The organism is Streptomyces sp. NPDC002577, from assembly GCF_053594815.1.
In genome coordinates this window covers 14,392-39,463 of the sequence record NZ_JBSFWK010000047.1, presented here as the reverse complement: position 1 = coordinate 39,463, position 25,072 = coordinate 14,392, and the positions used below count along the sequence as shown (strand labels likewise).

At 69.4% G+C, this 25,072-nt stretch carries 23 protein-coding genes; 17 read left to right on the top strand and 6 right to left on the bottom strand.

The annotated features are described in order from the left end of the window. The first annotated feature begins 243 nt into the window (after positions 1-243). The 4 genes from ACWD4J_RS36435 (at position 244) to ACWD4J_RS36420 (ending at position 4,486) form a co-directional block, all read left to right on the top strand. Positions 244-933 carry a GntR family transcriptional regulator gene (locus ACWD4J_RS36435; protein WP_451399804.1) on the top strand — a complete coding sequence of 230 codons (690 nt, stop codon included), beginning with the start codon at positions 244-246 and terminating at the stop codon, positions 931-933. 21 nt (positions 934-954) lie between these two features. After that, entirely contained in the window at positions 955-2,358 is a 1,404-nt protein-coding gene (locus tag ACWD4J_RS36430; protein WP_451399803.1) for an OB-fold domain-containing protein, read from the top strand. 1 nt (position 2,359) lies between these two features. Continuing rightward, positions 2,360-3,550, top strand: coding sequence for an acetyl-CoA acetyltransferase (locus ACWD4J_RS36425; protein ID WP_451399802.1), 1,191 nt, complete (start codon positions 2,360-2,362; stop codon positions 3,548-3,550). Between the two features lie 96 nt (positions 3,551-3,646). After that, complete coding sequence (locus tag ACWD4J_RS36420) at positions 3,647-4,486, top strand: enoyl-CoA hydratase/isomerase family protein (RefSeq protein WP_451399801.1); 840 nt, start codon at positions 3,647-3,649, stop codon at positions 4,484-4,486. Between the two features lie 127 nt (positions 4,487-4,613). On the opposite strand, the gene ACWD4J_RS36415 is transcribed toward ACWD4J_RS36420, so the two are convergent. Together ACWD4J_RS36415 and ACWD4J_RS36410 are read right to left on the bottom strand one after the other, a co-directional pair. Beyond that, positions 4,614-5,435 carry an enoyl-CoA hydratase/isomerase family protein gene (locus ACWD4J_RS36415; RefSeq protein ID WP_451399800.1) on the bottom strand — a complete coding sequence of 274 codons (822 nt, stop codon included), beginning with the start codon at positions 5,433-5,435 and terminating at the stop codon, positions 4,614-4,616. Between the two features lie 129 nt (positions 5,436-5,564). Next, positions 5,565-6,263: an enoyl-CoA hydratase/isomerase family protein gene (locus ACWD4J_RS36410; protein ID WP_451399799.1), complete on the bottom strand. Its 699-nt coding sequence runs from the start codon at positions 6,261-6,263 to the stop codon at positions 5,565-5,567. Positions 6,264-6,364: 101 nt separating this feature from the next. Here ACWD4J_RS36410 and ACWD4J_RS36405 point away from each other — a divergent pair, with 101 nt between their 5' ends. Next, positions 6,365-7,159 (top strand): enoyl-CoA hydratase/isomerase family protein, encoded by a 795-nt coding sequence (locus ACWD4J_RS36405; protein WP_451399798.1) that lies wholly within the window; start codon positions 6,365-6,367, stop codon positions 7,157-7,159. A 51-nt stretch (positions 7,160-7,210) separates the two neighbouring features. Further along, complete coding sequence (locus ACWD4J_RS36400) at positions 7,211-8,464, top strand: CaiB/BaiF CoA transferase family protein (RefSeq protein WP_451399797.1); 1,254 nt, start codon at positions 7,211-7,213, stop codon at positions 8,462-8,464. A gap of 20 nt (positions 8,465-8,484) precedes the next feature. On the opposite strand, the gene ACWD4J_RS36395 is transcribed toward ACWD4J_RS36400, so the two are convergent. After that, positions 8,485-10,161 carry a FadD3 family acyl-CoA ligase gene (locus tag ACWD4J_RS36395; protein ID WP_451399796.1) on the bottom strand — a complete coding sequence of 559 codons (1,677 nt, stop codon included), beginning with the start codon at positions 10,159-10,161 and terminating at the stop codon, positions 8,485-8,487. 116 nt (positions 10,162-10,277) lie between these two features. Here ACWD4J_RS36395 and ACWD4J_RS36390 point away from each other — a divergent pair, with 116 nt between their 5' ends. From ACWD4J_RS36390 to ACWD4J_RS36375, 4 genes are all read left to right on the top strand, one after another. Then, complete coding sequence (locus ACWD4J_RS36390) at positions 10,278-11,192, top strand: SDR family NAD(P)-dependent oxidoreductase (protein ID WP_451399795.1); 915 nt, start codon at positions 10,278-10,280, stop codon at positions 11,190-11,192. Positions 11,193-11,276: 84 nt separating this feature from the next. Next, a complete protein-coding gene (locus ACWD4J_RS36385) occupies positions 11,277-11,726 on the top strand; it encodes a nuclear transport factor 2 family protein (RefSeq protein ID WP_451399794.1) in 450 nt (149 codons plus the stop codon). A gap of 62 nt (positions 11,727-11,788) precedes the next feature. Further along, positions 11,789-13,027: an amidohydrolase family protein gene (locus tag ACWD4J_RS36380; RefSeq protein ID WP_451399793.1), complete on the top strand. Its 1,239-nt coding sequence runs from the start codon at positions 11,789-11,791 to the stop codon at positions 13,025-13,027. 17 nt (positions 13,028-13,044) lie between these two features. Next, positions 13,045-13,347, top strand: a complete 303-nt coding sequence (locus tag ACWD4J_RS36375; RefSeq protein ID WP_451399792.1) for a hypothetical protein — start codon at positions 13,045-13,047, stop codon at positions 13,345-13,347. 161 nt (positions 13,348-13,508) lie between these two features. Here the strand turns inward: ACWD4J_RS36375 and ACWD4J_RS36370 are convergent, their stop codons facing one another. Both ACWD4J_RS36370 and ACWD4J_RS36365 read right to left on the bottom strand, forming a co-directional pair. After that, a complete protein-coding gene (locus ACWD4J_RS36370; RefSeq protein WP_451399791.1) occupies positions 13,509-14,276 on the bottom strand; it encodes a crotonase/enoyl-CoA hydratase family protein in 768 nt (255 codons plus the stop codon). Beyond that, positions 14,273-14,425 carry a TetR family transcriptional regulator gene (locus ACWD4J_RS36365; RefSeq protein ID WP_451399833.1) on the bottom strand — a complete coding sequence of 51 codons (153 nt, stop codon included), beginning with the start codon at positions 14,423-14,425 and terminating at the stop codon, positions 14,273-14,275. Before ACWD4J_RS36365 ends, ACWD4J_RS36370 begins: the two co-directional genes overlap by 4 nt. A 662-nt stretch (positions 14,426-15,087) precedes the next feature. On the opposite strand from ACWD4J_RS36365, the gene ACWD4J_RS36360 reads away from it, so the two are divergent. From ACWD4J_RS36360 to ACWD4J_RS36350, 3 genes are all read left to right on the top strand, one after another. After that, a complete protein-coding gene (locus ACWD4J_RS36360) occupies positions 15,088-15,696 on the top strand; it encodes an alpha/beta fold hydrolase (RefSeq protein ID WP_451399790.1) in 609 nt (202 codons plus the stop codon). 259 nt (positions 15,697-15,955) lie between these two features. After that, entirely contained in the window at positions 15,956-16,876 is a 921-nt protein-coding gene (locus tag ACWD4J_RS36355; RefSeq protein WP_451399789.1) for an LLM class flavin-dependent oxidoreductase, read from the top strand. Positions 16,877-17,301: 425 nt separating this feature from the next. After that, on the top strand, positions 17,302-18,948 hold the full coding sequence (locus ACWD4J_RS36350; RefSeq protein ID WP_451399788.1) for an MFS transporter: 1,647 nt from the start codon (positions 17,302-17,304) through the stop codon (positions 18,946-18,948). Between the two features lie 159 nt (positions 18,949-19,107). On the opposite strand, the gene ACWD4J_RS36345 is transcribed toward ACWD4J_RS36350, so the two are convergent. Beyond that, positions 19,108-20,274: an acyl-CoA dehydrogenase family protein gene (locus ACWD4J_RS36345; RefSeq protein ID WP_451399787.1), complete on the bottom strand. Its 1,167-nt coding sequence runs from the start codon at positions 20,272-20,274 to the stop codon at positions 19,108-19,110. A gap of 214 nt (positions 20,275-20,488) precedes the next feature. Here ACWD4J_RS36345 and ACWD4J_RS36340 point away from each other — a divergent pair, with 214 nt between their 5' ends. The 4 genes from ACWD4J_RS36340 (at position 20,489) to ACWD4J_RS36325 (ending at position 25,055) form a co-directional block, all read left to right on the top strand. Continuing rightward, positions 20,489-21,730, top strand: a complete 1,242-nt coding sequence (locus ACWD4J_RS36340) for an amidohydrolase family protein (protein ID WP_451399786.1) — start codon at positions 20,489-20,491, stop codon at positions 21,728-21,730. 240 nt (positions 21,731-21,970) lie between these two features. Further along, on the top strand, positions 21,971-23,170 hold the full coding sequence (locus ACWD4J_RS36335) for an acyl-CoA dehydrogenase family protein (RefSeq protein WP_451399785.1): 1,200 nt from the start codon (positions 21,971-21,973) through the stop codon (positions 23,168-23,170). Continuing rightward, on the top strand, positions 23,161-24,135 hold the full coding sequence (locus ACWD4J_RS36330) for an acyl-CoA dehydrogenase family protein (RefSeq protein WP_451399784.1): 975 nt from the start codon (positions 23,161-23,163) through the stop codon (positions 24,133-24,135). The genes ACWD4J_RS36335 and ACWD4J_RS36330 overlap by 10 nt, the downstream gene beginning before the upstream one ends. Next, a complete protein-coding gene (locus ACWD4J_RS36325; RefSeq protein ID WP_451399783.1) occupies positions 24,132-25,055 on the top strand; it encodes a TIGR03619 family F420-dependent LLM class oxidoreductase in 924 nt (307 codons plus the stop codon). Before ACWD4J_RS36330 ends, ACWD4J_RS36325 begins: the two co-directional genes overlap by 4 nt. The last annotated feature ends 17 nt before the right edge of the window (positions 25,056-25,072 follow it).

Sequence of the window (25,072 nt, the reverse complement as noted above, 5' to 3'; positions counted from 1 at the left end):
AATAGAATCTCCAAATCGGCTCCCTGTACTCAGCGTCAGCCGGGGGCCACACCACCCCGAGGAGACCCCCTGCGCCCGCCGCCTGAAGAGCGGGCCGGCAGCGTGGCAGCGCTGGTCGGCCTGCTGCGTCATGAGGCCAGGGAGCCGGAGCGGAGTCTTCCGCGGAAACTCTAGGGAGTGAGACCGATTCCTCGCCGTCAGCAGTCTCTTGAGTCCCCGCTTCCGCCCGCGGAGCGGTCGAGCGTGTCTCTGCCGGGTGAGCAGTTGCATCGGCTGAGCAGTGGTGAGCAGGTTCGGCTGTACGTCCGGCGGTTGATATTCGCGGGCGTGCTGAAGCAGGGGCAGCGGGTGCCGCAGGATGCCATCGCGCAGACCTTGGGCGTCTCGCGGGTACCTGTCCGCGAGGCGCTGCTCACTCTGGAGCGCGAAGGCTGGATGACCATCGTCCCGCACCGCGGGGTCTTTGTGAACGGTCTCGACGAGCCTTCGGTACGGGACCACTACGAGCTGTACGGGTTGTTCTACGGGTTCGGGGTCAAGCGGGCGGTGGAGCGGCAGGGGCCGGAGCTGGCGCGGTTGCTCGAACCGATCCGGAAGGAGATCGCGCGGACCAAGGATCCGGTCAACCTCTACGAGTACACGCTCAGTTTCCACCGTACGGTCATCGACGCGGCGAGGTCACCGCGGCTGCGCACCATGCTGCGGCAGATGACGGACCTGGTGCCGGGCAACTTCTTCGAGCTGGTGCCGGGCACCGACGTCGTCGCCCGCGAGGGCGCCGCGGCGATCCTGGCGGCAATCGAGCGCAATGATGCCGCGGGTGCCGAGCGCGAGTACGCGGCCATGCTGCGCCGCCAGGGAAGCCTCGTGGTGGAGTTGTTCCGCGGCCGCCACATGTTCGACTCCGACGAGACCGTCTTGAATATTTTATAAAACATCACGTAGCCTGGATTCATGCATGGAATTCTGGCCTGGGGCGGCTACCTGCCCTACCGGAGACTGGACTTGGGTTCGATCACCGCCGTGGCCGGTACCGGCGGCGGCCGGGGCACCCGTACCGTCGCCTCATACGACGAGGACGCGACCACCCTCGGCGTCGCCGCGGCGTCGCTCGCGCTGCGCGAGGCGCCCATCATGCCGAGGGCCCTCTGGTTCGCCACCACCGACCCTCCCTACACGGACAAGACCAACGCCACCGCGCTGCACGCCGCCCTGCGGCTGGACCGGGACGTCCCGGCCTACGACGCGGCCGGGTCGGTGCGCTCGGCCGTCGGGGCGCTGCGCGCCGCGCTGGATGCGGCGATGCCGGTGCTGGTGGTGGCCGCCGACCTGCGCTCCGGCCGCCCGGGTTCCCCGGATGAGGCTGCCGGAGGCGACGCGGGCGCGGCGCTGCTGGTCGGCAGCGAGGCCGACGGCCCCGTGCTGGCCGAGCTGGTGGCCGCGGCCTCGGCGACCGAGGAGTTCCTGGACCGTTGGCGCATTCCAGGCGAGCCGGCGTCTCGGCTGTGGGAGGAGCGGTTCGGCGAGAGCCGGTACACCGCGCTCGGGACCGAGGCGCTCAAGCGGGCGCTCGGCGACGCCGGGGTGGACCCTGCCGAGGTCAGGGCCCTGGTGGTGGCGGGCTTGCACGGGCGCGCGGCGCGGGCGGTCGCGGCGGCCTCCGGGGTGCCGGCGGACCGGGTGGCCGATCGTTTGGAGAGCCGGGTCGGCAACCCCGGGGCCGCCCAACCCGCGCTGCTGCTGGGCGCGGCCCTGGAGCAGGAGGCCGCCACCGGCGAGGCAGGGCGCATCCTGGTGCTGCTCACCCTGTCCGACGGCGCGGACGCCGTGGTGCTGCGCACCACCGACGCCCTGGCCGCCAGCCGGCCCGCCCGCCCCCTGGCGGCGCAGCTGGCCACTGGCGGTCCGATCGACTATGGCCGCTTCCTGGCCTGGCGCGGCTTCCTCCCGGTGGAGCCACCCCGCCGTCCGGAGCCCGCGCGGCCGTCCGCCTCGGCCGCCAACCGCAACCGGGAGTGGAAGTACGGCTTCGTCGGCTCGTCCGGCACGGACGGCATGGTCCGACTGCCGCCGTCGCCGCTGGACGGCGCCGCGGCGCCGATGGCGGACACGCCGGGCACGATCGTGACCTTCACTGTGGACCGGCTGGCGTACTCGCCGAGTCCGCCGGTCGTCTTCGCCGTGGTCGACTTCGACGGCGGTGGACGCCTGCCCATCGAGCTGACCGATGTGGACGAGTCCGAGATCCGCATCGGGGGGCGGGTGGAGCCGACGTTCCGGCGGCTTTTCACCGCCGAGGGCGTGCACAACTACTTCTGGAAGGCCCGGCCGCTGCGGGAGCCGGAGAGGGGTGCGTGACATGGGTTCGCACGGCATCAAGGACCGGGTCGCCATCGTCGGCATGGGCTGCACCCGGTTCACCGCGCACTGGGACAAGGGCGTCGACGAGTTGCTGATCGACTCGACCGGTGAGGCGTTCACCTCGGCCGGGATCACCCAGGCCGACGTGGACGCCTACTGGCTGGGCACCGCCCAGTCGGGGATGGGGGGCCTGACCCTGGCAAAGCCGCTGCGCCTGCACGACAAGCCTGTGACCCGGGTGGAGAACTACTGCGCCACCGGCTCCGAGGCGCTGCGGCAGGCCGCCTACGCGGTTGCCGCCGGAGCCTACGACGTGGCCATGGCGGTCGGGGTGGAGAAGGTCAAGGATTCCGGCTACCAGGGCCTGAACGCCTTCCCCATCCCGAACGACGGCACCCAGCGCACGCTCACCGCGGCAGCCATGTTCTCCATGGTGGCCCCTGCCTACGCGCACCGGTACGGCGTCTCCGACGAGGAGATGCGCACCGTCCTGGCGCGCATCGCGTCGAAGAACCACGCCAACGGCGCCCGCAATCCGCGCGCGCAGTTCCGCAAGGAGATGCCGGTCGAGCAGCTCTGCACGATGCCGGCTGTGGCGGGCGGCCTGTCCGTGTTCGACTGCGCCGGCGTGGCCGACGGCTCGGCCGCGGCCATCGTCGTCCGGGCGGAGGACGCCCACCGCTACACCGACAAACCGCTCCTGATCAAGGCTCTTTCGCTCGTGGCCGGTGACGGCTCCGGCCTGATGGACCCCGCCTACGACTACACCACCTTCCCGGAGGTGGCCGCGTCGGCCCGCGACGCCTACGCCCAGGTGGGCATCACCTCACCCGCCGACGAACTCGCCATGGCCGAGGTGCACGACTGCTTCACCCCCACCGAGCTGGTACTCATGGAGGACCTCGGCCTCGCCGAACGCGGTACTGCCTGGAAGCGGGTGCTTGACGGCGACTTCGACCTCGACGGCCGCGTCCCGGTCAACCCCGACGGCGGCCTGAAGTCCTTCGGGCACCCGGTCGGCGCGTCCGGCCTGCGCATGATGTTCGAGGCGTGGCTCCAACTCCGCGGCGAGGCCCCGGCCGACCGCCGTATCTCCACCTACGGTTCCCGTTCCCTCGCCCTCACCCACAACCTCGGAGGTTATCCGGGCGAGATGGTCAGCTTCGTCTCCATCCTGGGTACTCCCTGAACCCGACCCGAGCACACAGGCGCCAACCGGGCTGCACCTCCTGCCCGTTGGGAGCGTCGCCGATATCCGTCTTTCAACTGTGAGGAAAGGTGGTGGATGCCCGTGGCCGATCAACCGAGCGAGTCGGAACTGCTGCGGACACAGAGCGCCGATGGGGTTGTCCGGCTCACGCTGAACCGCCCGCGCGCGGGCAACGCCCTGTCGCCCACGCTGCGGCAGGCGCTCATCGACCGTCTGGCCGAGGCCGGCCGTGACCCCCTCGTGCGGGTCGTCGTACTCACCGCCACCGGCGACCGGCATTTCTGCACCGGCGCTGACCTCGGCTCATCCGCGCCGGTGGCCGACGAACAACCGGAGGACCTGCCCCAGCAACCGGCCGGGTCGGTGGCGCGAGCCATCTCCGACGGGGCCCAGCGACTGATCAACGCGGTCCTTGACTGCGACAAACCGGTCATCGCGGCGGTCAACGGCGCCGCGGCGGGCATCGGCTGCCACCTCGCCTACGCCTGCGACTTGGTGCTGGCCGCGGAGTCCGCGAAGTTCATCGAGGTCTTCGCCCGCCGCGGCCTGGTGGTGGACGGTGCGGGTGCGTACCTGCTGACCAGGCGGATCGGTACTCACCGGGCGAAGGAACTGATCTTCTTCGGGGACGACCTGCAGGCGGCGGACGCCGAGCGCATCGGCCTGGTCAACCGGGTGGTGCCGGGGGAGAAGCTGGCGGAGACCGCCGCCGAGTGGGCGGCGCGGCTCGCCGCCGGGCCGACCGTGGCGCTGGGTCTGGGCAAGCGGCTGGTCAACCGGGCGCTCGACGTGGACCGGGCGACCGCACTGGCCGAAGAGGCGATGGCGGCGGAGATCAACATGACCAGCGCCGACGGCCAGGAAGGGCTGCGCGCCTTCCTGGAGCGCCGCCCCCCGCGATTCCGCGGCTGGTGAACCCCGGCGCCGGCCTCCCGGCGTGACGACAGGATCGGGCCGGGGCCGGCCCAGGAATACCGACAGGAGCCCGCGAGGACCCACGTGCTCGCGGACGAACTGTCGCATCAGGGTTTATCTGTGTCCGTCAGCGCGGCCGCCACCCGATGCGCCGCCCGGAGCGGAAGGCCCGCTGTCCCTCGGCGAGGGACTCCTGGTCGGTGCCGAGCATGACGAGGGTTCGGCCGACGTCCAGCGCCTGGCGGTAGCCCAGCTCCTGCGCGTACCAGATGGCACGTACGGTGGCCTGGACGGCCAGAGGTGGTTGAGAGGCGATGACCTCTGCCGCCCGCTGGGCGGCTTCGTGCAGTCGCTCGGCGGGAACGACCTCCTGGACCAGACCGACTTCGTAGGCCCGCTGCGCGGTCATGCGCTCGTGCGAGCCCATCAGGGACAGCCGCATGATCTCGCCGATGGGCATCCGCTGGAGCATCATCATCGGTTCCATCACCGCGGCCATGCCGAAGGTGGTGTGAGGGTCGAAGAATGTGGCGTGGTCGGCGGCGATGATGAACTCCGCCTCCCCCAGCAAATAGAAGGCGCCCCCACAGGCCATCCCGTTCACTGCCGCGATGACCGGCTTCCACAGGTCGGCGGCCGTCTTCGGCGGAAGGAATTCGTCCGGTTCGTTGTGGTGGAACGGTGTCGCACCGCGCTGTCCGATGTCGTTCAGCAGACCCGGTGCCCCGACGTGAGCCGCCTTGCGGTCCAGACCGGTGCAGAACGCCTCGTCTCCGGAGCCCGTGAGGACCACGACACGGACGTCGTCGTTGTCCCGCAGCTCCCGCCAGCAGGAATGCAGCTCCTGCATCATCGTGAGATCAAAGGCGTTGTGCACTTCCGGCCGCTGCAGAGTCACCCACGCCACCGGCCCGTGTTCCTCGTATTTGAGCGTCTTGTACGTGGACAACAGCTCACCTCCTGGCAGGCGGGACGATTTGTATCATGTATATTTAATTGCGTCCAGAGCGCTGAGACCAGCCTCGACGGTCAGCTGGCACCATGTCGTGCTCAGTGGTGCACTCCTGATGGGGCACGCTCACCGTTCCCGCCCCCGTGCCTCGCTCAGTCCGGTCTCGACGGCGGCCCACAGGGCCCGCTTGGTCGCAGCCACAGCTTGGGGATCGTTGTCCGCCAGCCGTTGTCCCAGTTCCTGAGCGGCGGCGCGCAGCCGGTCGGGGGCGACGACGTCGCTGACCCAGCCCAGACGCAGCGCGTCCGCAGCGCTGACACGTTCGTGCGACCCGGTCAGCGCCATACGGGCCACCGAGCCGAACGCGGCGCGGCGGACCATCCCGATCGGCTCGAAGGCGCTGGCCTGACCGATGCTCACATGAGGATCCAGGAACACCGCGTCGGTCGAGGCGATCACGATGTCGGAGTCGACCACGAAGTGCAAGCCGCCGCCTGCGCAGACGCCGTTGACCGCGGTGACCACTGGCTTGGCCACGCCGAGGTGCCACGCCGTCAGGCCTGGGTCGGCGCGGCGGGTGCGGCGGGACATCTCGCGCAGCGCCGCGGGATCGCGGCTGAGTTGCTGTACGTCGAGGCCGGTCTGAAAGGCCTGGCCGTTGCCGGTGACGACGATCGCGCGCACGTCCGCGTCGGTGTTCAGCTCGGTCCATGCCTCGGGTAGCGCGGTCATCATCTCCGCGTCCATGGCGTTGCCGACGTGGGGGCGGTTGAAGATCAACCAGCCGACCGGGCCGTGCCGTTCCAGATGAAGGACGCCACTCACGCCTCCCCCTAAGGTATTTATCATTTATTCAATATCTATCATAGTGGTCACGTGCAGACGAGGAGTCTCGCCGGCGAACAAGCCGTGCAGAGGGAGGCTTGATGGGTTACGAGACGTTGGAACTCTTGCGACGCGGCCACGTCGGCTGGCTGGTCTTCAACCGTCCCGAGCGCGGCAACGCGATGAACAACGCGATGCGCGACGAACTGCGCCTCGCCTGGACCGAGCTCGCCGAAGACCCCGAGGTACGGGTCATCGTCAACGCCGCCAACGGCCGGTCCTTCCAGACCGGGGCCGACGTCATGGAACTGGCCACAGACGGACTCGGCATGGAGCGGTACCGGGACTCGGTGCAGCGCTGGGACATGGGTTTCACCTCGTGGCAACTCGGCATCGACAAGCCGGTGGTCGCTGCGGTCAACGGCGTCTGCGCCGGCGGCGGCCTGCACTTCGTTGCTGACGCCGACATCGTGCTGGCCGCCGCGGACGCCACCTTCACCGACCCGCACGTGTCCGTGGGCCAGGTCAGCGCGATCGAGACGATCGGTCTCATGCGGCGCATGCCCGCCGAGGCGGTCCTGCGGATGGCACTGGTCGGCCGCTATGAGCGGATGAGCGCACAGCGGGCGTATGAGCTCGGCATGGTCAGCGAGGTCGTCGATCCGCCCGAGCGGCTGCACGAAGCGGCCCAGGAGCTCGCGGAGAAGATCGCCCGCAACTCCCCGGCTGCCCTGCGGGCGACCAAGCGGGCCCTGTGGGGCGCACTCGAGATGGGCCTGACCGATGCCTGCAAGGCCGGGGCGGCGGAGATGATCAGTGTGTGGGGCCACCCCGACCAGGCCGAGGGTCCCAGGGCCTTTGCCGAGAAGCGCGCACCGCGTTGGGCGGTGGACTGATCCGCTCCGCCGGCCCGTCACGTTTCGTCCGTACCAACAGGAGGGGTTTTTGTGTCCGACGCGCTGGAATTGGTGGGTGGCAGCCTCCTGCGGGGCCTGCGAGTGGTCGAGTGCTCGATGCTGGGTCCCGGCGCCGTCTCCACACCGCTGGCCGATCTCGGGGCCGACGTGATCAAGGTCGAGCCGCCGTCCGGTGACTACATCCGGTCCATGAGCTGGCCCATCGTCGAGGGGAGTTCACTCCTGCACCTGCACATCAGCCGGGGCAAGCGGAGCATCGCTCTCGATCTGCGCACGGAGGCGGGGCGCGAGGTGTTCCTGGACCTGGTGGCGGGCGCCGACGCGGTGATCGAAGCGATGCGTCCGGGAGGTCTTGACCGGCGCGGCGTCGGATACGAGCGTCTCCGCCAGGTGAACCGGGCCGTGGTGATGTTCACGATCAGCGGGTACGGGATGACCGGCCCCTACCGTGAGCTGCCCAGCCATGGAATCGCCTACGACGCCTGGGCAGGCACCGTGGCTCCCGTCGCCGGGCCGGACGGCCTGCCGTCGATCCCCGACCACACCTCGATCGGTATCGCGGCCGGCCCGCTCTTCGGGACCGCGGCGATCCTGGCAGCGGTACTGCGTGCGCGCGCAACCGGAGAGGGGTGCCATCTCGAAGTCGCGCAGTCAGACGCGGCCGCGGCTTTCGACTGGCTGCGCAGTGAAGGCCATCGCGCTTACGCGCGGCCGCAGAGCGAGGTCACCGGCAATGCGGCCGACGGCTACGAGCGGCGGCCCCCGGGTACGGCCGGCATGGCCGACAGCGTCCGCTACCAGTTCTACGCATCGGCGGACGGGCACGTTCTGTTCATGGCATCGGAACGGAAGTTCTGGCGCAACTTCTGCTCCGCCATCGGCCGGGACGACCTGTTCGAGGCGCACCCCGGCTCAGAAGTGGCGGACCACGCACGTGGCGATCTCGCACTGCGCCGCGAACTGGCGGCCGTCTTCCGTCGCCGTACCACTGAGGAATGGGTGGAGTTCGGCCTCGACCACGACGTGCCCCTCTGCCCGGTCAACACCCCGGCCACCATCGGGACCGACCGGCAGTTCGCGGACCGCATGCCATGGCAGCCCTCCGACCGTTTGGTCGCCGAGCAGCTGCCGTTCCCCGTACGGGTGGCGGGTGAGGCTCCGCCCGCCGCCGGGCGCCGGGCTCCCGCTGCCGGCGAGCACACCGAGGAGATCGCCCGCGAACTGCTCGGATATGACGAGGAGCGGTTCGAGCGCCTGCGGAAGGCCGGTGCGTTCGGCGGCTGACGTCGGGCGAGGCGGGCCGGTCAGCTCCCGTCGGGGGCGCCTGCGGCAGCGGCCAGCCGCTGCCGCAGCTCGTTCTTCAGCACCTTGCCCGATGCGTTGACCGGCAGGTCGTCGACCACGTGCACCTGGCGGGGCACCTTGTAGTTGGCCATGTGCCGGCGCGCCCAGGTGATCAGCTCGGCAGCGGCGATCGCGGCCCCGCGCCGCGGTACGACGAATGCGGCGCCCACCTCGCCCATGCGTACGTCCGGGACACCGATGACCGCGCTGCGCGCGACGAGCGGGTGGCTGTCGAGGATCTTCTCGATTTCGGCAGGGTAGGCGTTGAACCCGCCGACGATGAACATGTCCTTGAGGCGATCGGTGATCCGGATGCGGCCTTCCTCGTCGAGGACTCCGATGTCGCCTGTGTGCAGCCAGCCGTCCGCGTCGACGGTCGCAGCGGTCTCCTGCTCTTCGTCGAAGTAGCCTTTCATGACGGTGTAGCCGCGGACGACGATCTCTCCCTCGGTGTCCGTGGGTACGGGTTCGCCCGCCGGGTCCACGACGCGGACTTCCAGTCCCGGCAGCGGCCGGCCCGCCGTGGCGGCCACGACCTCCAGCGGGTCGTCGTAGCGGCACATCGACACGATCGCGCACGACTCGGTCAGCCCGTAGCCCGTCACGATGTGTTCAAAGCCCAGCTCCTCGCGGATGCGGTACAGCAGACTCGGGGGCACGTTCGCCGCGCCGGTCACGGCGAGGCGCAGGTGCGATACGCCGTCGGGGCTGAAAGCGGGGTGCTCCAGCATCGTCTGGTAGAGGGTCGGTGTGCCGGGCAGTACGGTCACCCGCTCATCCCGCACCACCTTCAGGACGTGCGGCACGTCGAGGGTCCGCTCGGGCAGCGCGGTGGCGCCCACGATGAACGAGGCCAGCCACCCCGATTTGTATCCGAATCCGTGGAAGAACGGGTTCACGATGAGGTAACGGTCGCCCTCGCGCAGCCCGACCACCTCGCACCACACGCTGTACGCCCGCAGCGTCTGCCCGTGGGTGCACATCGCGCCCTTCGGGTGGCCGGTGGTGCCGGACGTGAACAGCATGTCGGACAGGTCGTCGGGCCCCAAGCCGGCCGCCGCCTGTCGCAGATCCTCGTCACCGACCGCCGCTCCGGCAGCGACGAAGTCGTCCCACGCCGTCATACGAGGGCCGGGACTGCCCTCCAGCACGATCACATCCTCCAGATCCGGCAGTTCGGCGTAAGGACGGCCGTCGCCCGGGCCGCCGGCCCCGCTCTCCAGCGAAGCCGGGTAGTCGCGGCCCAGGAACTCACGGACCACGCACAGGACGCGGGCCTGGCTCTTGGCCAGGATGTAGGCCGCTTCGGCCCCTTGGAACCGGGTGTTCAGCGGCACCAGCACACCACCGGCGCGCTGAAGGCCAAGAGCCGCGACGATCCATCGCGCACTGTTGGGAGACCAGACGGCCACCCGATCGCCCTTGGTGACACCTGCTTTGACGAAGGCGCGGGCCGCCGCCGTCACCGCGGTGTCGAGGTCGGCGTAGCTCAGCCGCGTGTCGCCGTCGACGATCGCTTCGGCCGGCCCGAGGCGGGCGGCGGCGTCGGACAGCAGCGCGCTGGTGGTGCCCCAGCGCAGATCACCGCGCGGGTCTGTGAAGGCACGGGGGCCGGTGGCAGAGGATGAGGAAGCCATGAGTACCTCCAAGGGGAGAGCCTTACTCTGGCGAGGGCATTGATAATGTATATATTCTTCACTTGGGGTCGGGCCAGGTCCAGACCGCCGTAGCGTCCGATCGTCAGGGAGGGCTTGTGGAGCGTCTGCTGGAGGGCAAGATCGCCATCGTGACGGGCGCGGCCCACGGCATCGGCCGTGGGCATGCGTTCGAGCTGGCCAAGCACGGTGCCACGGTCGTGGTGGCCGACTTGGGCAGCGACGTGCGCGGCAAGGGTTCGGGTGGCGACGCGGACGAAGTCGCCGAGCTGATCACCAAGCGTGGGGGAACGGCGATCGCCGACTACGCCGATATCGCGGACGAGACGCAGGCCTCCGCGCTGGTCGAGCGGACGGTCAGCGAGTTCGGGCGCCTCGACATCCTCGTCAACAACGCCGGGATCGTTCGCGACAAGGTCATCTGGAACATGCCAGCCGAGGACTTCGACGCGGTCATGCGGGTGCACGTCCGTGGGACCTGGCTGATGACGCATCTGGCCGCGGTGGAGTGGCGCAGGCGGGCCAAGACGGGGGAGAGGTTCACCGGCCGGGTGATCAACACCACGTCGGGTGCGGGGCTGTTGGGCAACTTCGGCCAGTCCAACTATGCGACGGCGAAGGCGGCGATCGTCGGCCTGACCCTGACCACGAGCCTGGAGCTGTACAAACTCGGCATCACCGTGAATGCCGTCGGCCCCGGCGGCATGACCCGTCTGACGGCCACTTCGGGCAAGGACCTCAAGGCTTTCGAGCCCGACGAGCTGCCGGAAGGGCAGTACCACCCGATGGACCCCGCGGGCAGCTCCCCGCTGGTGGCCTGGCTCGCCAGTGACGAGGCGCAGCACGTGACGGGTCAGGTGCTGCGCGCGATCCACGACAAGATCTATCTGATGCGCGGCTGGCATGAGGCCGCCACCATCGGCAACGCCGAGAAGAAGTGGGACGCCACCGAGCTCGGCATGCGGATCGCGACCGGTCTCTACGGCACCCGTGCACCTGGACTCGGCGCCTGAGCCGTGCCCTCCGCAAAGGCTGTGTCCCAGTCCGTCCCGGGTGTCCCAGCCCGTCTCGGGCCGGTCGAAGGGAGTCACATCACCATGACCCAGGCAGCCGTGCCCGAGATGGTTCCGGGCCCCGATGACCGGGTCGGCGCTGTCGCCGACGAGTTGGCGATCCGCAATGTGATCGCCCGCATCGCCCACTACTCGGATGCGGGGGAGCTGGACGACTACGGAGCCCTCTTCGCCGAGGACGCCCGCTGGGAGATGCCGGGCGTGCCGGTCAAGCGAAGCCGCGACGAGATCGTTGCGGCGGGCGCCGAGCGGCGTGCCGCCGGAACCACCGGGCCCGGTAGCGCCACCCGCCACCTCGTGGGCACCACGGCGGTGACCGTACGAGGCGACACCGCCGTTGCGGACTCGTACTTCCAGTTCTACGGCGACACCGGAGGGACTCCGGTGCTGCAGCAGATGGGTGCCTACCGCGACTGCTTCCGGCGCACGCCCGACGGCTGGCAGCTGACGGAACGGCTGATCACGCCGGGCTGACGACGGGCTGGGAAACCACGCGCCCAGGCGGCGCATGAGACTCATGATCGAAGGAGGCCCTGATGACGGAGACCACGATCGGCCGCGACGTGCTCGACGAGCGGCTCGCGAAGATTCCGCAGCTGATCGACGTGGACGCCCATGTCGTCGAGCCCTCGGGGGTGTGGAGCGACCGGCTTCCCTCCCGGCTGCGTGACCGCGGACCGCACATACTGCATGCGCCTGCGGGCTCGGTGAAGCTGGTGGACGGCCGGTACATCGAGACGCCCGGCACCGACGGACCCGACGTCGCCTGGTGGGCCTACGAGGACACCTTGGCCCAGATCAAGCGCTACATCGCCGCTGCCGGTGTGCCCGCCGACGAGGTGACCAACGACGGCATCACGTACGCGGACATGCGCCCCGGGTGCTGGCAGCCCGCCGAGCGGATCCTCGACATGGACATCAACGGCGTCGAGGCGCAGATGTGCTTCCCGAACTATCCGAGGTTCTGCGGGCAGATCTTCCTCTGGGCCAAGGACAAGGAGCTCGCCCACCTGTGCGTGAAGGCGTACAACGACTGGATGGTAGAGGAGTGGTGCGGTGGCAGCGGCGGCCGCCTCATCCCGCTGTGTCTGGTCCCGCTCTGGGATGTCGAGCTGGCCGTGGCGGAGCTGCGGCGCAATGCCGCACGCGGCGTGCGTGCGGTCGCGTTCAGCGAGCTGCCCGGCTACCTGGGCTTGCCCAGCATCCACTCCGGTCACTGGGACCCGTTCTTCGCCGCCTGCGCCGAGACCGGGACCGTACTCGCCATGCACATCGGTTCCGGTACCAAGACGCCGCAGACCTCGCCCGATGCTCCGCCGGCGGTGGGATCGACGATCATCTTCGGCAACAGTGTCGCCAGCATGACCGACTTCATGTTCTCCGGTGTGCTCCACCGATTCCCGAACCTGAAGCTGCTGTACGCCGAGGCGCAGATCGGCTGGATCCCCTACCTGCTGGAGCGTATCGACGACGTCTGGGAGACCCACCGGGGCTGGGCGCGCGGTCAGCAGAACTGCCCCGAGCCGCCCTCCACGTACTACCACAGGCAGATCTTCAGCTGCTTCTTCAAGGACGCCGTGGGCGTGGAGCTCCTGGAGAAGGTCGGTCGCGGCAACGTGATGTTCGAGACCGATTACCCGCATCAGGACGGGACGTGGCCACGCTCACGTGAGGAGGCCGCCCTGCAGTTCGGTCACCTTGCTCAGGCGGACATCGACGGTATCGCGCGGGGCAACGCGATCGCGTTGCTGGGGCTCGAGATTCCGGAGCATTGAACGGGGTCAGCGCGGGAATGCTTGCCGTCTTCGGGGCCATCGGCGCCTCGGCGAGCACGGCGGTCCTCACCTCCATCCTGGTACGACACCCGTTCCAGGTCGCTACCCAGACGTCCGCCGGCAAGGTGGTGACCGACATCCCGCAGGTCTACGCCGACGCCGGCTACACCCAGGTGTACCTGTTCGTCGGCGGGATCGGTGCCGTCATGGCCCTGCTACTGGGCATCGCCCTGCGCTTCAGCAAGGCCCCCGCGATCGATCAGCCCGTCCCCGCTGGAGCGGCCGACGCGGCCGCGGCTTCGCCCACCGCGCTGGCCTGACGGCAGGTCAGGCCGTCAGGCCGGCGCCCAGCCTCGGGAACCGCGGGCACGGAGCGGCTCCTCCGGTCATCCACGCCCGCCCGAACCGCTCCGGCGCGGAAGGCAGGACGCGATGGTGAATCGAGCGGTGTGCATGCGAAGCCGACCCGTTCGCCGAGCTGTCACTCACCCCGCCAAATGGGCCGCCGCCGCTCGTTGAACGCCCGCGCTCCTTCCACCGCGTCCTTCGACTGCAGGACCGGGCCCGCGATCTCGTCCTGCTTGGCGAAGGCCTCCGCACGGCTCCAGTCCGCCGACTCCACGATGATCCGTTTGGCAGCGACGGTGGCCAAGGGCGCGTTTTGCGCAATGTCTGCGGCAAGCTGCTTCGCGGTCGCCAGCGCCTCTCCCGGCTCGGTCAACCGATTGACCAGGCCCAGGTGGTACGCCCGTTCCGCCTCGAGCGACCCGCCCGTCAGCACCAGTTCCATTGCCACCTGGTAGGGCAACCGTTCGGGGAGCCGCAGCAGACCACCTGACGCAGCGACAAGGCCCCGCCTGGTCTCGGGCAGACCGAACCGGGCGGACCGAGACGCGACGATGAGGTCGCAGGCGAGCGCGATCTCGAGACCGCCAGCGAGCGCATGCCCCTCGACGGCGGCGATCAGCGGCTTTTTGGGGGGCCGTTTGGCGATGCCGGCGAACCCCCGGCCACGTATATACGCGTTTTCACCGGCGACGAACGCTTTCAGGTCCATTCCCGCGCAGAAAGCCCCGTCTGCTCCGGTGAGGATACCCACTCGCAACTCCGGGTCCTTTTCGAGCAGTTCCATCGCGGCGGCGATTTGCTCGGCCATCGACCGGTTGACCGCGTTACGTACCTCTGGGCGGTTGAGGGTGGCGACGACAACGCCGTCCAAGACCTCGACGAGTACTTCGGCCTGGGTCATACGGGACTCCCGTTCTTGGGTATCTGCCGGGTTGGGCGCGGTGGCACCTTGAGTGTGCCGAGGGCCACGCCGGCGCGGGTGGCAACGTCGCGCATTTGGATCTGGTCGTACTCCTGCTCGTTGAGAGAGGCAGCGGCGGCGGAGACGATGCGTCGGCGAGATCAGAAACGTCGACTGTTGGGCACTTGGCCGGAGCCGCAGAGCGTCCCTGCGTGACTACGGCGCCCGAGCAGCACGTCGCCGCCGCTCTCGACGGAAGCACTCTCCGACTCGGCGAGCGCCATGGCCCTGCCCTGGGCGGCAACGCACGTCCGCCACCTCTTGACTGTAAAAACGTCATCATTTAAATGATAGATGAGATTCGTTAAAGGAGGTCTTCGAGTCGGCCGACGTTGGCAATCCTGAGTCGAGGCATGGCCGGTGGCGGTTCACGATCCGAAGGGCGCGCGGGGCGATGCGGTCAGCACGTACGTCAGGGAGGACCGTCAGATGGAAGCGCCGGAATCACGAATGGTGGAGTTCGATGTCAGTGAGCGTGTGGGGGAGCCGACACGGATCGCCGGCACGTATTTCCCGCCGGTCAATTCCGAGGTGGCCAAGGCCGTCCTGGTCTGCCTGCCAGGCGCCACTTACAACCGCGGCTACTTCGACCTGCAGGTCCCCGGCCACGCCGACTACAGCTTCGCCCGCCACGCCGCTGCCCGAGGTCACGGCGTTGTCGCGCTTGACCATTTGGGCACGGGGGACAGCTCCCGACCGGCGCGAGAGTTCGGCCGATCAGGGATCGGCGGCCGCGGCGGCTGTTGCACACATGCCCGAGGAGCTCGGGCAGGCCGGTCCGTACCTGGCCGTCGCCCACTCCATGGGCGGCTACGTCGCCATGTTGCAGCAGGCCGGCGACCGCAGCTACGCCGCCCTGGCCATCCTCGGGACCAGCAACCAGTTTGTGGCCCAGCTCCCGCCGTCACCGGAGGCAGCCGCCGCGGCGCAGACCCCGGAGGGACGGCCCGCCCTCGTCGACCAAGCCGCGGCAGCCTTTCCCGAACGCTTCCTGGCCTCAGACCGGGCCCCGATGCGCTCGTGGTTCTACCTCGACGACGTACCGGACACCGTCGTGGAGACGGACTGGGCCACCACCCTCACCGTCGTGCCCCGGCGGCCCGCGGCCCAAGGTGCCGTTCCGGGCATCGCCAGCGAGGCGGCAGCAGCCGTCGACGTGCCCGTCTTCCTCGGGTATGGCGACATCGACGTCTCACCCGGGCCACACCAGGAAGCGGCGTTCTTCGCCAACAGCCGTGACGTCACCCTCTACGTGCTCGCCGGAAGCGCTCACTGCCACAACATGGCCACCACCCGTCATCTCCTCTGGGACCGGCTCCTGCGCTGGTGCGACACCCTCATCACTGGGGCAGCTCCGTGACCGCAGCGACCGACGGAATGCCCCTGCCCATTGATGCCCTCGGAGCACAGAGCACGCTGGGCCGTCGCTGGACCGAATCGCCAGGTGGTCCTTGCGCGCCGGCCACGTATCGGCCCCCTCTGCGGAAGGAACCTCATCTCGTGCCAAGCGGTCTTTGGAGAAGGTATGCAAGGAGAACGACGGTTGACGGCGACGCCGCGGTGTCCGGCGTCGCGGGACTCACGGGCAGGCTGTCGTGACTGGGGCAGGAGGCGGTGGGGTGGTCCAAGTCGGCATCGTCGCCCCCAGTGACGCCGGAGAGGTGCGTGCCGCTGAGGATATGGGGGCGGATTCCCTCTGGGTGGGCGGACATATCTCCTCGGTGAACCCGGGGGCCGAGCCGGTGGTCTGGCTCTCCCGCCTGGTCGAACAGACGCGCGCGGTGCAGGTCGGCACAGCGGTCCTGCTGCTGCCGCTCTACCCTCCGGCGCTTGTCGCGAAGCAGTTCGCCGACCTGGATCGGGCCTCTGGCGGACGTCTCACGCTGGGGGTCGGAGTGGGAGGGGAGTACCCGCAGGAATTCTCCGCGCTCCACGTCCCGTTGGGCGAGCGCGGGCGCCGTACCGATGAGGCGATCCCGCTCGTCCGACGGCTGTGGACCACCGAGAGCGTCACGCACCCCGGTCCCTTCTTCCCGATGGAGAACGTGCGGATCCACCCCGGCCCGCGACGGAAGGGCGGGCCGCCGATCGTCGTGGCGGGCAGGCAGCCGGTGGCGATGCGCCGCGCCGCGATTCTCGGCGACGGTTGGATGCCTTATATGTACTCGCCGCGCCGGTACCGGGAGTCGGTGCGCAGGGTGCGGGAGTTCGCGGCCACCGTTGGCCGTGATCTCGCTGGGTTCTCGTGGATGGCGTACGTACCCGTCTGTGTGGACGACGACCCTGCCCGGGCGCGGCGGGAGGTGGCGGCTTTCCTCGGCGGCACGTATCGGCAGGACTTCGAGCAGTTGGTGGCGCATGTCGCCGCGGCGGGCACGGTCCACGACGTGGTGGCGCGATTGGCGGAGTACGTGGACGCGGGCGCACGCCAGCTTGTTCTGCTGCCGTGCAAGCGGACGGAACGGCACATGGCAGAGCTGCTCACGGAGGTCGCACCCCTGGTTCGTGCGCACAGTGTGTCGGCGTCCCGGGCTCCTTAGTGCTCCCCTTACGCCTCGCTACTTTCGCTGGCCAGAGCTGTTTTCTCGAGTGTGGCCAGCTGACGTGCTGATGTGCCGCCATGTGGCCGACCGGTTCGCCGGCCCGACCTGGCTGAAGGCGCGCTCGACCTCGTAACGGCGAGTTCAGCGGCGGGGCAGCGACCTGTGGGTGCGGTGGGCGACCTCGTCGGCGGCGGCCAGAGGCGCGGTCCAGGCGTGCACACATCTTCCCAAGCGTCGGATCCGGCAATAACTTACATATCAATCATAGGAAAGATACTCACTTCAGGGCTTCGCCGAGACAGTGCCGGTCCAGGCGCTGTCGCAGGCGTCTCCGCCCTCTGCATGCGTCTCCAGGCGGCAGAAGCACTGTCACGCAGCCGCCCTGCAGGAGGGCTCCCCATCCCGTCGCCAGAGGAGCACCAATGGCCGGCCACGAAGACCCGCTCATCCCGGACGAGGCCACCGGTCGTCTGCCTGAGTCCGCTCGCGTAAGAACGTTCGTCATCATCATCGTCACGACGCTGTTCGCCGAAACGGCAGCGCTCCAGTACACGATGGTCGCCCCTGCAGCCATCCGTATCGCACCGAGCTTCCCCGGCGTCGGTGCCAGCATCAGCTGGATGACCACGATCTTCGGTCTCGTGGGAGGCGTTGTCGCGCCCCTCGTCGGGAAGTCGTCCGATCTGTGGGGCAAGAAGAAGATGCTCGTCGTCAGCGGCATACTGTTCCTCATCGGGTCGTTGGTGTGCTGCTTCACCGACAGCTGGGGCGCCTTCCTGGTCGGCCGCGGACTCCAGGCTCTGGCGCTGGGCAACACCACTGTCACCTACGGCGTCTTCCGCGACATCCTGCCGCGCAAGTATGTCCCCACCGCGGTGGGACTGCTGGCAACGGGCTTCGGGCTCTCGGCGCTCGCCGCCCCCATCCTCAGCGGCTACCTGCTCGACCACTTCAGCTGGCGCTCCCTTTTCTGGTTCATGACGGGCTACGGTGTGGTGACCCTGATCGCTGTCATCCTCATCGTTCCCGAATCCCCGCTACGGGTCCGACAGCGTCTCGACATCCTCGGGGCTCTCATTCTCAGCGGCGGTCTGACGCTGTGCCTGCTGTATCTCAGCGAAGGGCACAGCTGGGGCTGGGCCGAGCCGATTTCCCTGGCTTGCCTGATCGGGGGCCTGCTCCTCCTCGTCTTCTTCGTTTTCGTCGGGCTGCGCACCGCGCAGCCCATCATCGATATGCGCCTGCTGCTGAACTCGAAGATGCTGTTCACCCTGGGCGCGACACTGTGCGGGGCAGTCGTCATCGGCATCTTCTCCTACGCGATGCCCCTGCTCCTGCAGACTCCCACTGCCGCACAGTTGACCGAGGGCGTGCGCGGCGCCGCGATGGAGAAGCAGAACCTCGACTCAGCGGCTGCGGCCCTCATCGACGTCGGTTTCAACGGCTCGCTCGCCTTCGCCGGCGGTCTGACGCTCATCAGTTTTGCCCTGCATGCTGCCGTCTTCCAGGGAGGCGTCGGCATGGCCGCCGGTCCGTGGGTCGGCTGGCTGTCAGGCCGGAAGGTGCCCCGGACCCTGCTGCTGGGCGCCCTGGCGGTCTACGTGGTGGCAGGCGTCTTGTTCCTCACGACCACCACCCACGGCGTCTGGTTCTACGCCCTGGCCGCGGGGGTCTACGGTCTGGGCTTCGGCGCGTTCCTTGCCATTGTCCCGAACCTCGTCATGGACGCCGTGCCACCGCAGCAACAGGGCGTGAGCACCGGCATGATGAACGTGTTCATCTCACTCGGCTCGGCCGTCGGGGCGGCCATCGTCACCGCGATCATCTACGCGAATCCGCTCATCATGACGGTGTCCTCCGGCGGGAAGGTCGTCAGCACGACCAACCTCGCCGAAAGCGCATCACTCACGAACTGGGACGGGGCGACCGCGATCTACTGGGCTGCCCTGATCGCAGGCGCACTTGGCCTTGTGATCGCTCTCGCGATGAAGCACGGGCGAGTCCCGGCAACGGGTGGTGCGGTCAGTGACGAGACCAAGCTGCCGGCTGTGGCCTCGGTGGCAAACTGACCTCGGTGGCGAACTGACCCCGATGGCCACCTGACCTCGGTGGCCGACTGAGTGGAACAGGGCACGGCAGGGTCTGCCGTTGCTCCCACCGATCCGGTGAAGGAGCAACGGCAGACCTCGTTCATGAGGCGCCAGGTGTCCGGGGATGACGGCGCGGGATCAGCCCGCGTCCTTGAGCAGAGCCTTGCCGATGATCAGCTTCTGGATCTCGCTGGTGCCCTCGTAGATACGGAACAGCCGAGCGTCCCGGAAGCAGCGTTCGACCGCCACCCCGCGCATATAGCCCATGCCGCCGTGGATCTGCACGCCGAGGTCGGCAACCCTGCCGACCATCTCGGAGCAGAACAGCTTGGCGGCCGACGGGCCGATCCGGCGGTCCTCGCCCGAGTCGTACTTCCTGGCGGCCTCAAGGACCATGGCCCGGCCCGCGTAGACCCCGGTCTGCATCTCCGCCAACATCGCCTGGACCAGCTGGAACTCCCCGATCGGACGCCCGCCTTGCTTGCTGGAGGCGGCATGGGCGACCGACTCGTCCAGGATGCGCTGCGCCATGCCGACGCACATCGCGGCGATGTGCACCCGACCGCGGACCAGCGACTTCATGGCCTCACCGAAGCCGGCGCCCGTCACGCCGCCGACCAGCGCCGAGTGCGGCACCCGGACCTGGTCGAAGAAGACCTCCGCGGTCCAGGCGCCCGCCTGACCGGTCTTGTGGTCCTTGGGACCCACGGTCACGCCGGGCCGGTCGGCTTCGACGAGGAAGACCGAGATGCCCTGGGTGCCGTGGCGGTCCGGGTCGGTGCGGGCGAAGACCACGAACACATCGGCGATCGGGGCGTTGGTGATGAAGCGCTTGGCGCCGGAGATGACGTACTCTCCGCCATTCCGTGGCCCGGACTCCCGTCCGTTCCACACCGCCTGCGTGGTCAGGCCGGAGGGGTCGGAACCGGCCTCGGCCTCGGTGAGCGCGAAGGAGGCCACGGCGCCGGCGGCGAGCCTGGGCAGCCAGTGCTTCTTCTGCTCCTCGGTACCGGCGTTGACCAGAACCTTGCCCGCGATGCCGTTGTTGGTGCCGAACATCGAGCGGAAGGCCGGGGTGGTGTACCCGAACTCGAAGGCGAGCCGGACGTCTTCGTGCAGTGTGGCGGCAAGTCCCCCGTACTCCTCGGGCAGGGTGTAGCCGAACAGGCCCATGGCTACGGCCTTGCGGCGGATGTCCTCCGGGATCGCGTCACCGGCCTCGATCTCCTCCTCCCGAGGTACGACGCCTTCGCGGACGAAGCGGCGCACCGCGTCCAGTACTGCCCGGAATTCGGCGGAATCCATGTCGCTCTCCCCTGGGGCTCGGATCAACGCTTTCTGGTCCCTGGGGTAGAAGGTCCTACCCCTTGGCGTCTATAAATAGTAAAGATAGCTATGAAGGCGGCTATGGGTGTCCTGTTGGTTGGGTCGGTTGCCACGGCTGCGTCCGCCCAGGGATCGAGACGGGACCTCGACACTGCTCAGCCCGGCGACCGGTACGGCCTGAAGTGGAGACGACATGACAGACCAGGCAGCAGTCGACGCCGACATCCTCGCGGAGCGTACGGCCCGGATCCCGGCGCTGGTCGACATGGACGCCCACGTGGTGGAGCCGCCGGACCTGTGGAGCAGCCGCCTGCCCGCACGCTTCCGCGACGCCGGCCCGCGCAGCGTCATCGCGCCCGCGGGCGAGGTCCGACTGGTGGACGGCAAGTACGTCGAGGCGCCGGGCACGTCGGGACCCGACGCCGCGTGGTGGTTCTACGAGGACACCCGCACGCAGGTCAAGCGGTACATCGCGTCGGCCGGCGTGCCCGCCGACGAGGTCACCAACGAGGGCATCACCTACGACGACATGCGGCCCGGCTGCTGGAAGCCGGCGGATCGCCTGGCGGACATGGACGTCAACGGTGTCCAGGCGCAGATGTGCTTCCCGAACTATCCGCGTTTCTGCGGTCAGATCTTCCTCTGGGGCAAGGACCGCGAGCTCGCCAGGCTGTGCGTGCAGGCCTACAACGACTGGATGGTCGAGGAATGGTGCGGCTCCTCCGGTGGCCGCCTGATCCCGCTGTGCATCGTGCCGCTGTGGGACGTCGACCTGGCCGTCGCCGAGGTGCGCCGCAACGCCGCCAGGGGAGTGCGCGCGGTCGCCTTCAGCGAGTTGCCCGCCTACCTGGACCTGCCCAGCCTGCACTCGCGCTACTGGGACCCGTTCTTCGCCGTTTGCGAGGAGACGGGGACGGTGCTGGCGATGCATATCGGCTCCGGCACGAAAACGCCGGGGACCTCCGCGGACGCGCCCGGCGCGGTCGGCGCGACCATCATCTTCGGCAACAGCGTCGCCAGCATGACCGACTACATCCTGGCCGGCGTGCTGCACCGCTTCCCGCGGCTGAAGCTGCTCTACGCCGAGGCTCAGATCGGCTGGATCCCCTACCTCCTGGAACGCCTCGACGACGTCTGGCAGACCCACCGCGGCTGGGCCCACGGGCAGGACAACTGCCCGGAGCCCCCGTCGACGTACTACTACCGGCAGATCACAAGCTGCTTCTTCAAGGACGCTGTCGGCATCGACCTGCTCGACAAGGTCGGAACCGCCAACGCCGTCTTCGAGACCGACTACCCCCACCAGGACGGCACCTGGCCGCGCTCCCGCGAGGAGGCGGCCCTCCAGTTCGGTCATCTCGACGAGCAGACCATCCACCGCATCGCCCGCGGCAACGCCATCGATCTGCTCGGACTCGACCTGCCCGAGCAGTGACGTTCCAGGCGCCGGCAACGGCGCCCGGCGTGCCGTCCGGTCACCTCCCGCCGCTTCGAACGAAGACCGCACCACCCATGCGGGCCCGCACCGGCCCGTGCCCGACCGCACCGACCACGGCCGCCACCGACGTGCTCCAGGAGGCCGCTCCGGACGGTGTGCCCGGTCGGACCGCAGCGTGCCGGGGACCCCGACCGAATCCCGCGTCCGACACCCGTCCGACACCCTGATGGAGCCGCCGTGGATCTGCGCCTCACCGCCCCGGAACGTGCCTTCCGGGACCGACTGCGGGCCTGGCTGGCCGACACCCTGCCCACCCTGGGCCCGGGACCCGACCGCGACGACTGGACCGCCCGCCGCCGCTACGACACCGCCTGGCAACGCACGCTCTTCGACGCCGGATACGCCGGCATCGACTGGCCTCGTGAGCACGGCGGCCTGGGCGCCACCCCCACCGAACAGCTCATCTTCCTGGAAGAGACATACCGGGCCCGCGCCCCGTACGTCGGCGTCAACTTCGTCGGCCTGCTCCACGCAGGGCCGACCCTCATCGCCGAGGGCACTTACGCGCAGCGTGCCCGGCACCTGCCGCGCATCCTGCGCGGCGAGGAGGTCTGGTGCCAGGGCTTCTCCGAACCCGACGCCGGCTCCGACCTCGCCTCCCTGCGCACCGAGGCCGTGCGCGACGGCGATCACTACATCGTCAACGGCCGCAAGATCTGGACGTCTAACGCCCACGTGGCCGACTATTGCGAACTGCTCGTGCGCACCGGCCCGCCCGGCTCCCGGCACGGCGGCATCACCTGGCTGATCCTGCCCATGGACACCCCCGGCGTGCAGGTGCACCCGTTGCGCACCGCCGTCGGCAGCAGCGAATTCGCCGAACTGGTCCTCGACTACGTCCGCGTTCCCGTCACCCACCGCGTCGGCGCCGAGAACGACGGCTGGCGCGTCGCCATGGTCACCTTCTCCTTCGAACGCGGCACCGCCTTCATCGGTGACCTCATCGAATCCCGCAATCTGCTGGAGGAGACCGCCGCCCTTGCCCGCGTCAGCGCGGCCCCCGGCGGCGGGACGCTGTGGGACGATGCCGCGCTGCGACGCGACCTCGGCCGACTTGCCGCCGAGGTCGCCGGTTTGTGGGCGCTGGTGCGCAAGAACGTCTCGGAGGCCACCGCCGGACGCGTGCCGGTCCAGGGCGCCTCGGTGTTCAAACTGCGCTTCGCCGAGAACCGCCAGCACATCGACGACCTCGCAGCCCGGGTGCTCGGCCGCGCCGGACTCGCCATGACGGACCTCTCGCCGAAGGGCGGCGGGCGCCTGGTCGAGGACCGGGTCAACACGCTGTCGTACACCATTGCCGCCGGCAGCTCGCAGGTCCAGAGGAACATCCTCGCCGAGCGGTCGCTCGGCCTGCCCAAGGAGCCGCGGTGGACCTGACGCTCACTGCAGAACAGCGTGACCTGCGCGACGGCCTGCGCGCCTACCTCAAGGACGCCTGGACACCGGACCGGCTGCGGGCCGCCTCCGACGCCCCCGGCCTGGATCGCCGGGAGTGGTCCGCCCTCGCCGACCTGGGGGTCTTCGCCGTGCTGGCCCCCGAGACCGACGGCGGTCTGGGCCTCGGCACGGTCGACGCCGCCATCGTCTTCGAGGAACTCGGCCGCGCACTGGTGCCGGGCCCCCTGACGGCCACCCTGCTGGCCGCCGACCACCTTCCGGCGGCCCGTACCGGCGAAGCCGTGGTCACAGCCGTCGATCTGCGCGACCACACGCTCCTTGCCGAGCACCCCGGCAGCTCCACCCACCTCGTCCTGGTGGATGACGACGGCCTGTTCCTACCGGCCGCGAACGCCCTGTCAACGCCCCCTGCGGCGCGGCCCCTCGACCCGCTCACTCCCGTTGCTGCCCTGTCCGGTGGCCTGGTCGCCTCCGAGTGCGGCGAGCGCATCGGTTCCGCAGCCGACGCACGGCGATGGCGGCTGCGCGGCGCGGTGCTGACCGCCGCCCTGCAGACCGGAATCGCTCAGGGCGCCCTCGACCTGGCTGTGCGGTACGTCAAGGAGCGCACGCAGTTCGGGCGGCCCGTGGGATCCTTCCAGGCGGTCAAGCACCTCCTGGCCGACTGCCTGGTCCGCACCGACCTGGCACGGGCCACCGTGCACGCCGCGGCCCTGACCATCGAGGCCCCCGAGACCGGGGATCCGCACGAGGCTGTCGCCGCTGCGAAGGTCCTCGCCGACGACGCCGCCGTGACCGGAGGCCGCACCTGCGTCCAGGTGCACGGCGGCATGGGCTTCACCTGGGAGGTACTCGCCCACCTCTACCTCAAGCGCGCATGGCTGCTGGAGACCGGTTATGGCTCTGCCCAGGAGCACGCCCTACGGCTGGCGGAGGCCCTGTGAACACCGCAACGCAGACGAGCCCGCCGATGCGCTGGTCCCTGGCCCTGCCCACCGACCTGGTCGACCGCGGCGATGAGTTCGGCAGCGCACAGGCCATCACCGAGATGGCGGCCGCCCTGGAAGCCGCAGGCGCCGACGCCTGCCACGTCAGCGATCACCCCTACCCGCCCGCGAGCTGGGTCGCCCAGGGCGGCCACCACACCCTCGACCCGCTCGTGACGCTCACCTGCGCGGCTGCCGCCACCCGGCGCCTGATCCTGCACACCAACATCCTCGTCCTCGGCTACCGTCACCCCGTCCTGGCCGCCCACTCCCTGGCCACCCTCGACGCACTCACCGGCGGCGGACGCCTCATCGTCGGCACCGCCGTCGGCTACCTGGAACCCGAATTCGACGCCCTCGGCGCCGACTTCCACCGCCGCGGGGCCCACCTCGACGAGGCGATCGCCACGATGAAGGACGCCTGGGCCGGCACGGAGGGCAAGCACGGCAACGTGCTGCGCCCGCTGCCCGCCACCCGGCCCCACCCGCCGCTGTGGCTGGGCGGCAATTCGAAAGCCGCCATACGACGCGCCGTCACCTCCGGCCAGGGCTGGATGCCCTTCCCCGCCCGAGGGCGCTTCGCCACCGCCGTGCGCACCGCCGAGCTCTCCGACCTCGACGACCTCCGGCACGGCATCGCCAACCTGCGCGCCGCGGCCGGCGCCGCAGGCCGCGAGGAGCCGATCGACATCTGCTGCGTCCCGTTCACCCACCCCCATCACCGAGACCGCTTCGAACCGCGGCTCCTTGTCGAGGAGGCCACGCGGATGCGCGAACTGGGCGTCACCTGGATGTCGCTGCGCCTGCCCGCGCCCAGCAGAGCCGGCTACCTGGAGAACGTCGAGCGCTTCGGTGCGGAGGTCCTGGGCCGTACGTGACCGTGACCGTCCGTCGA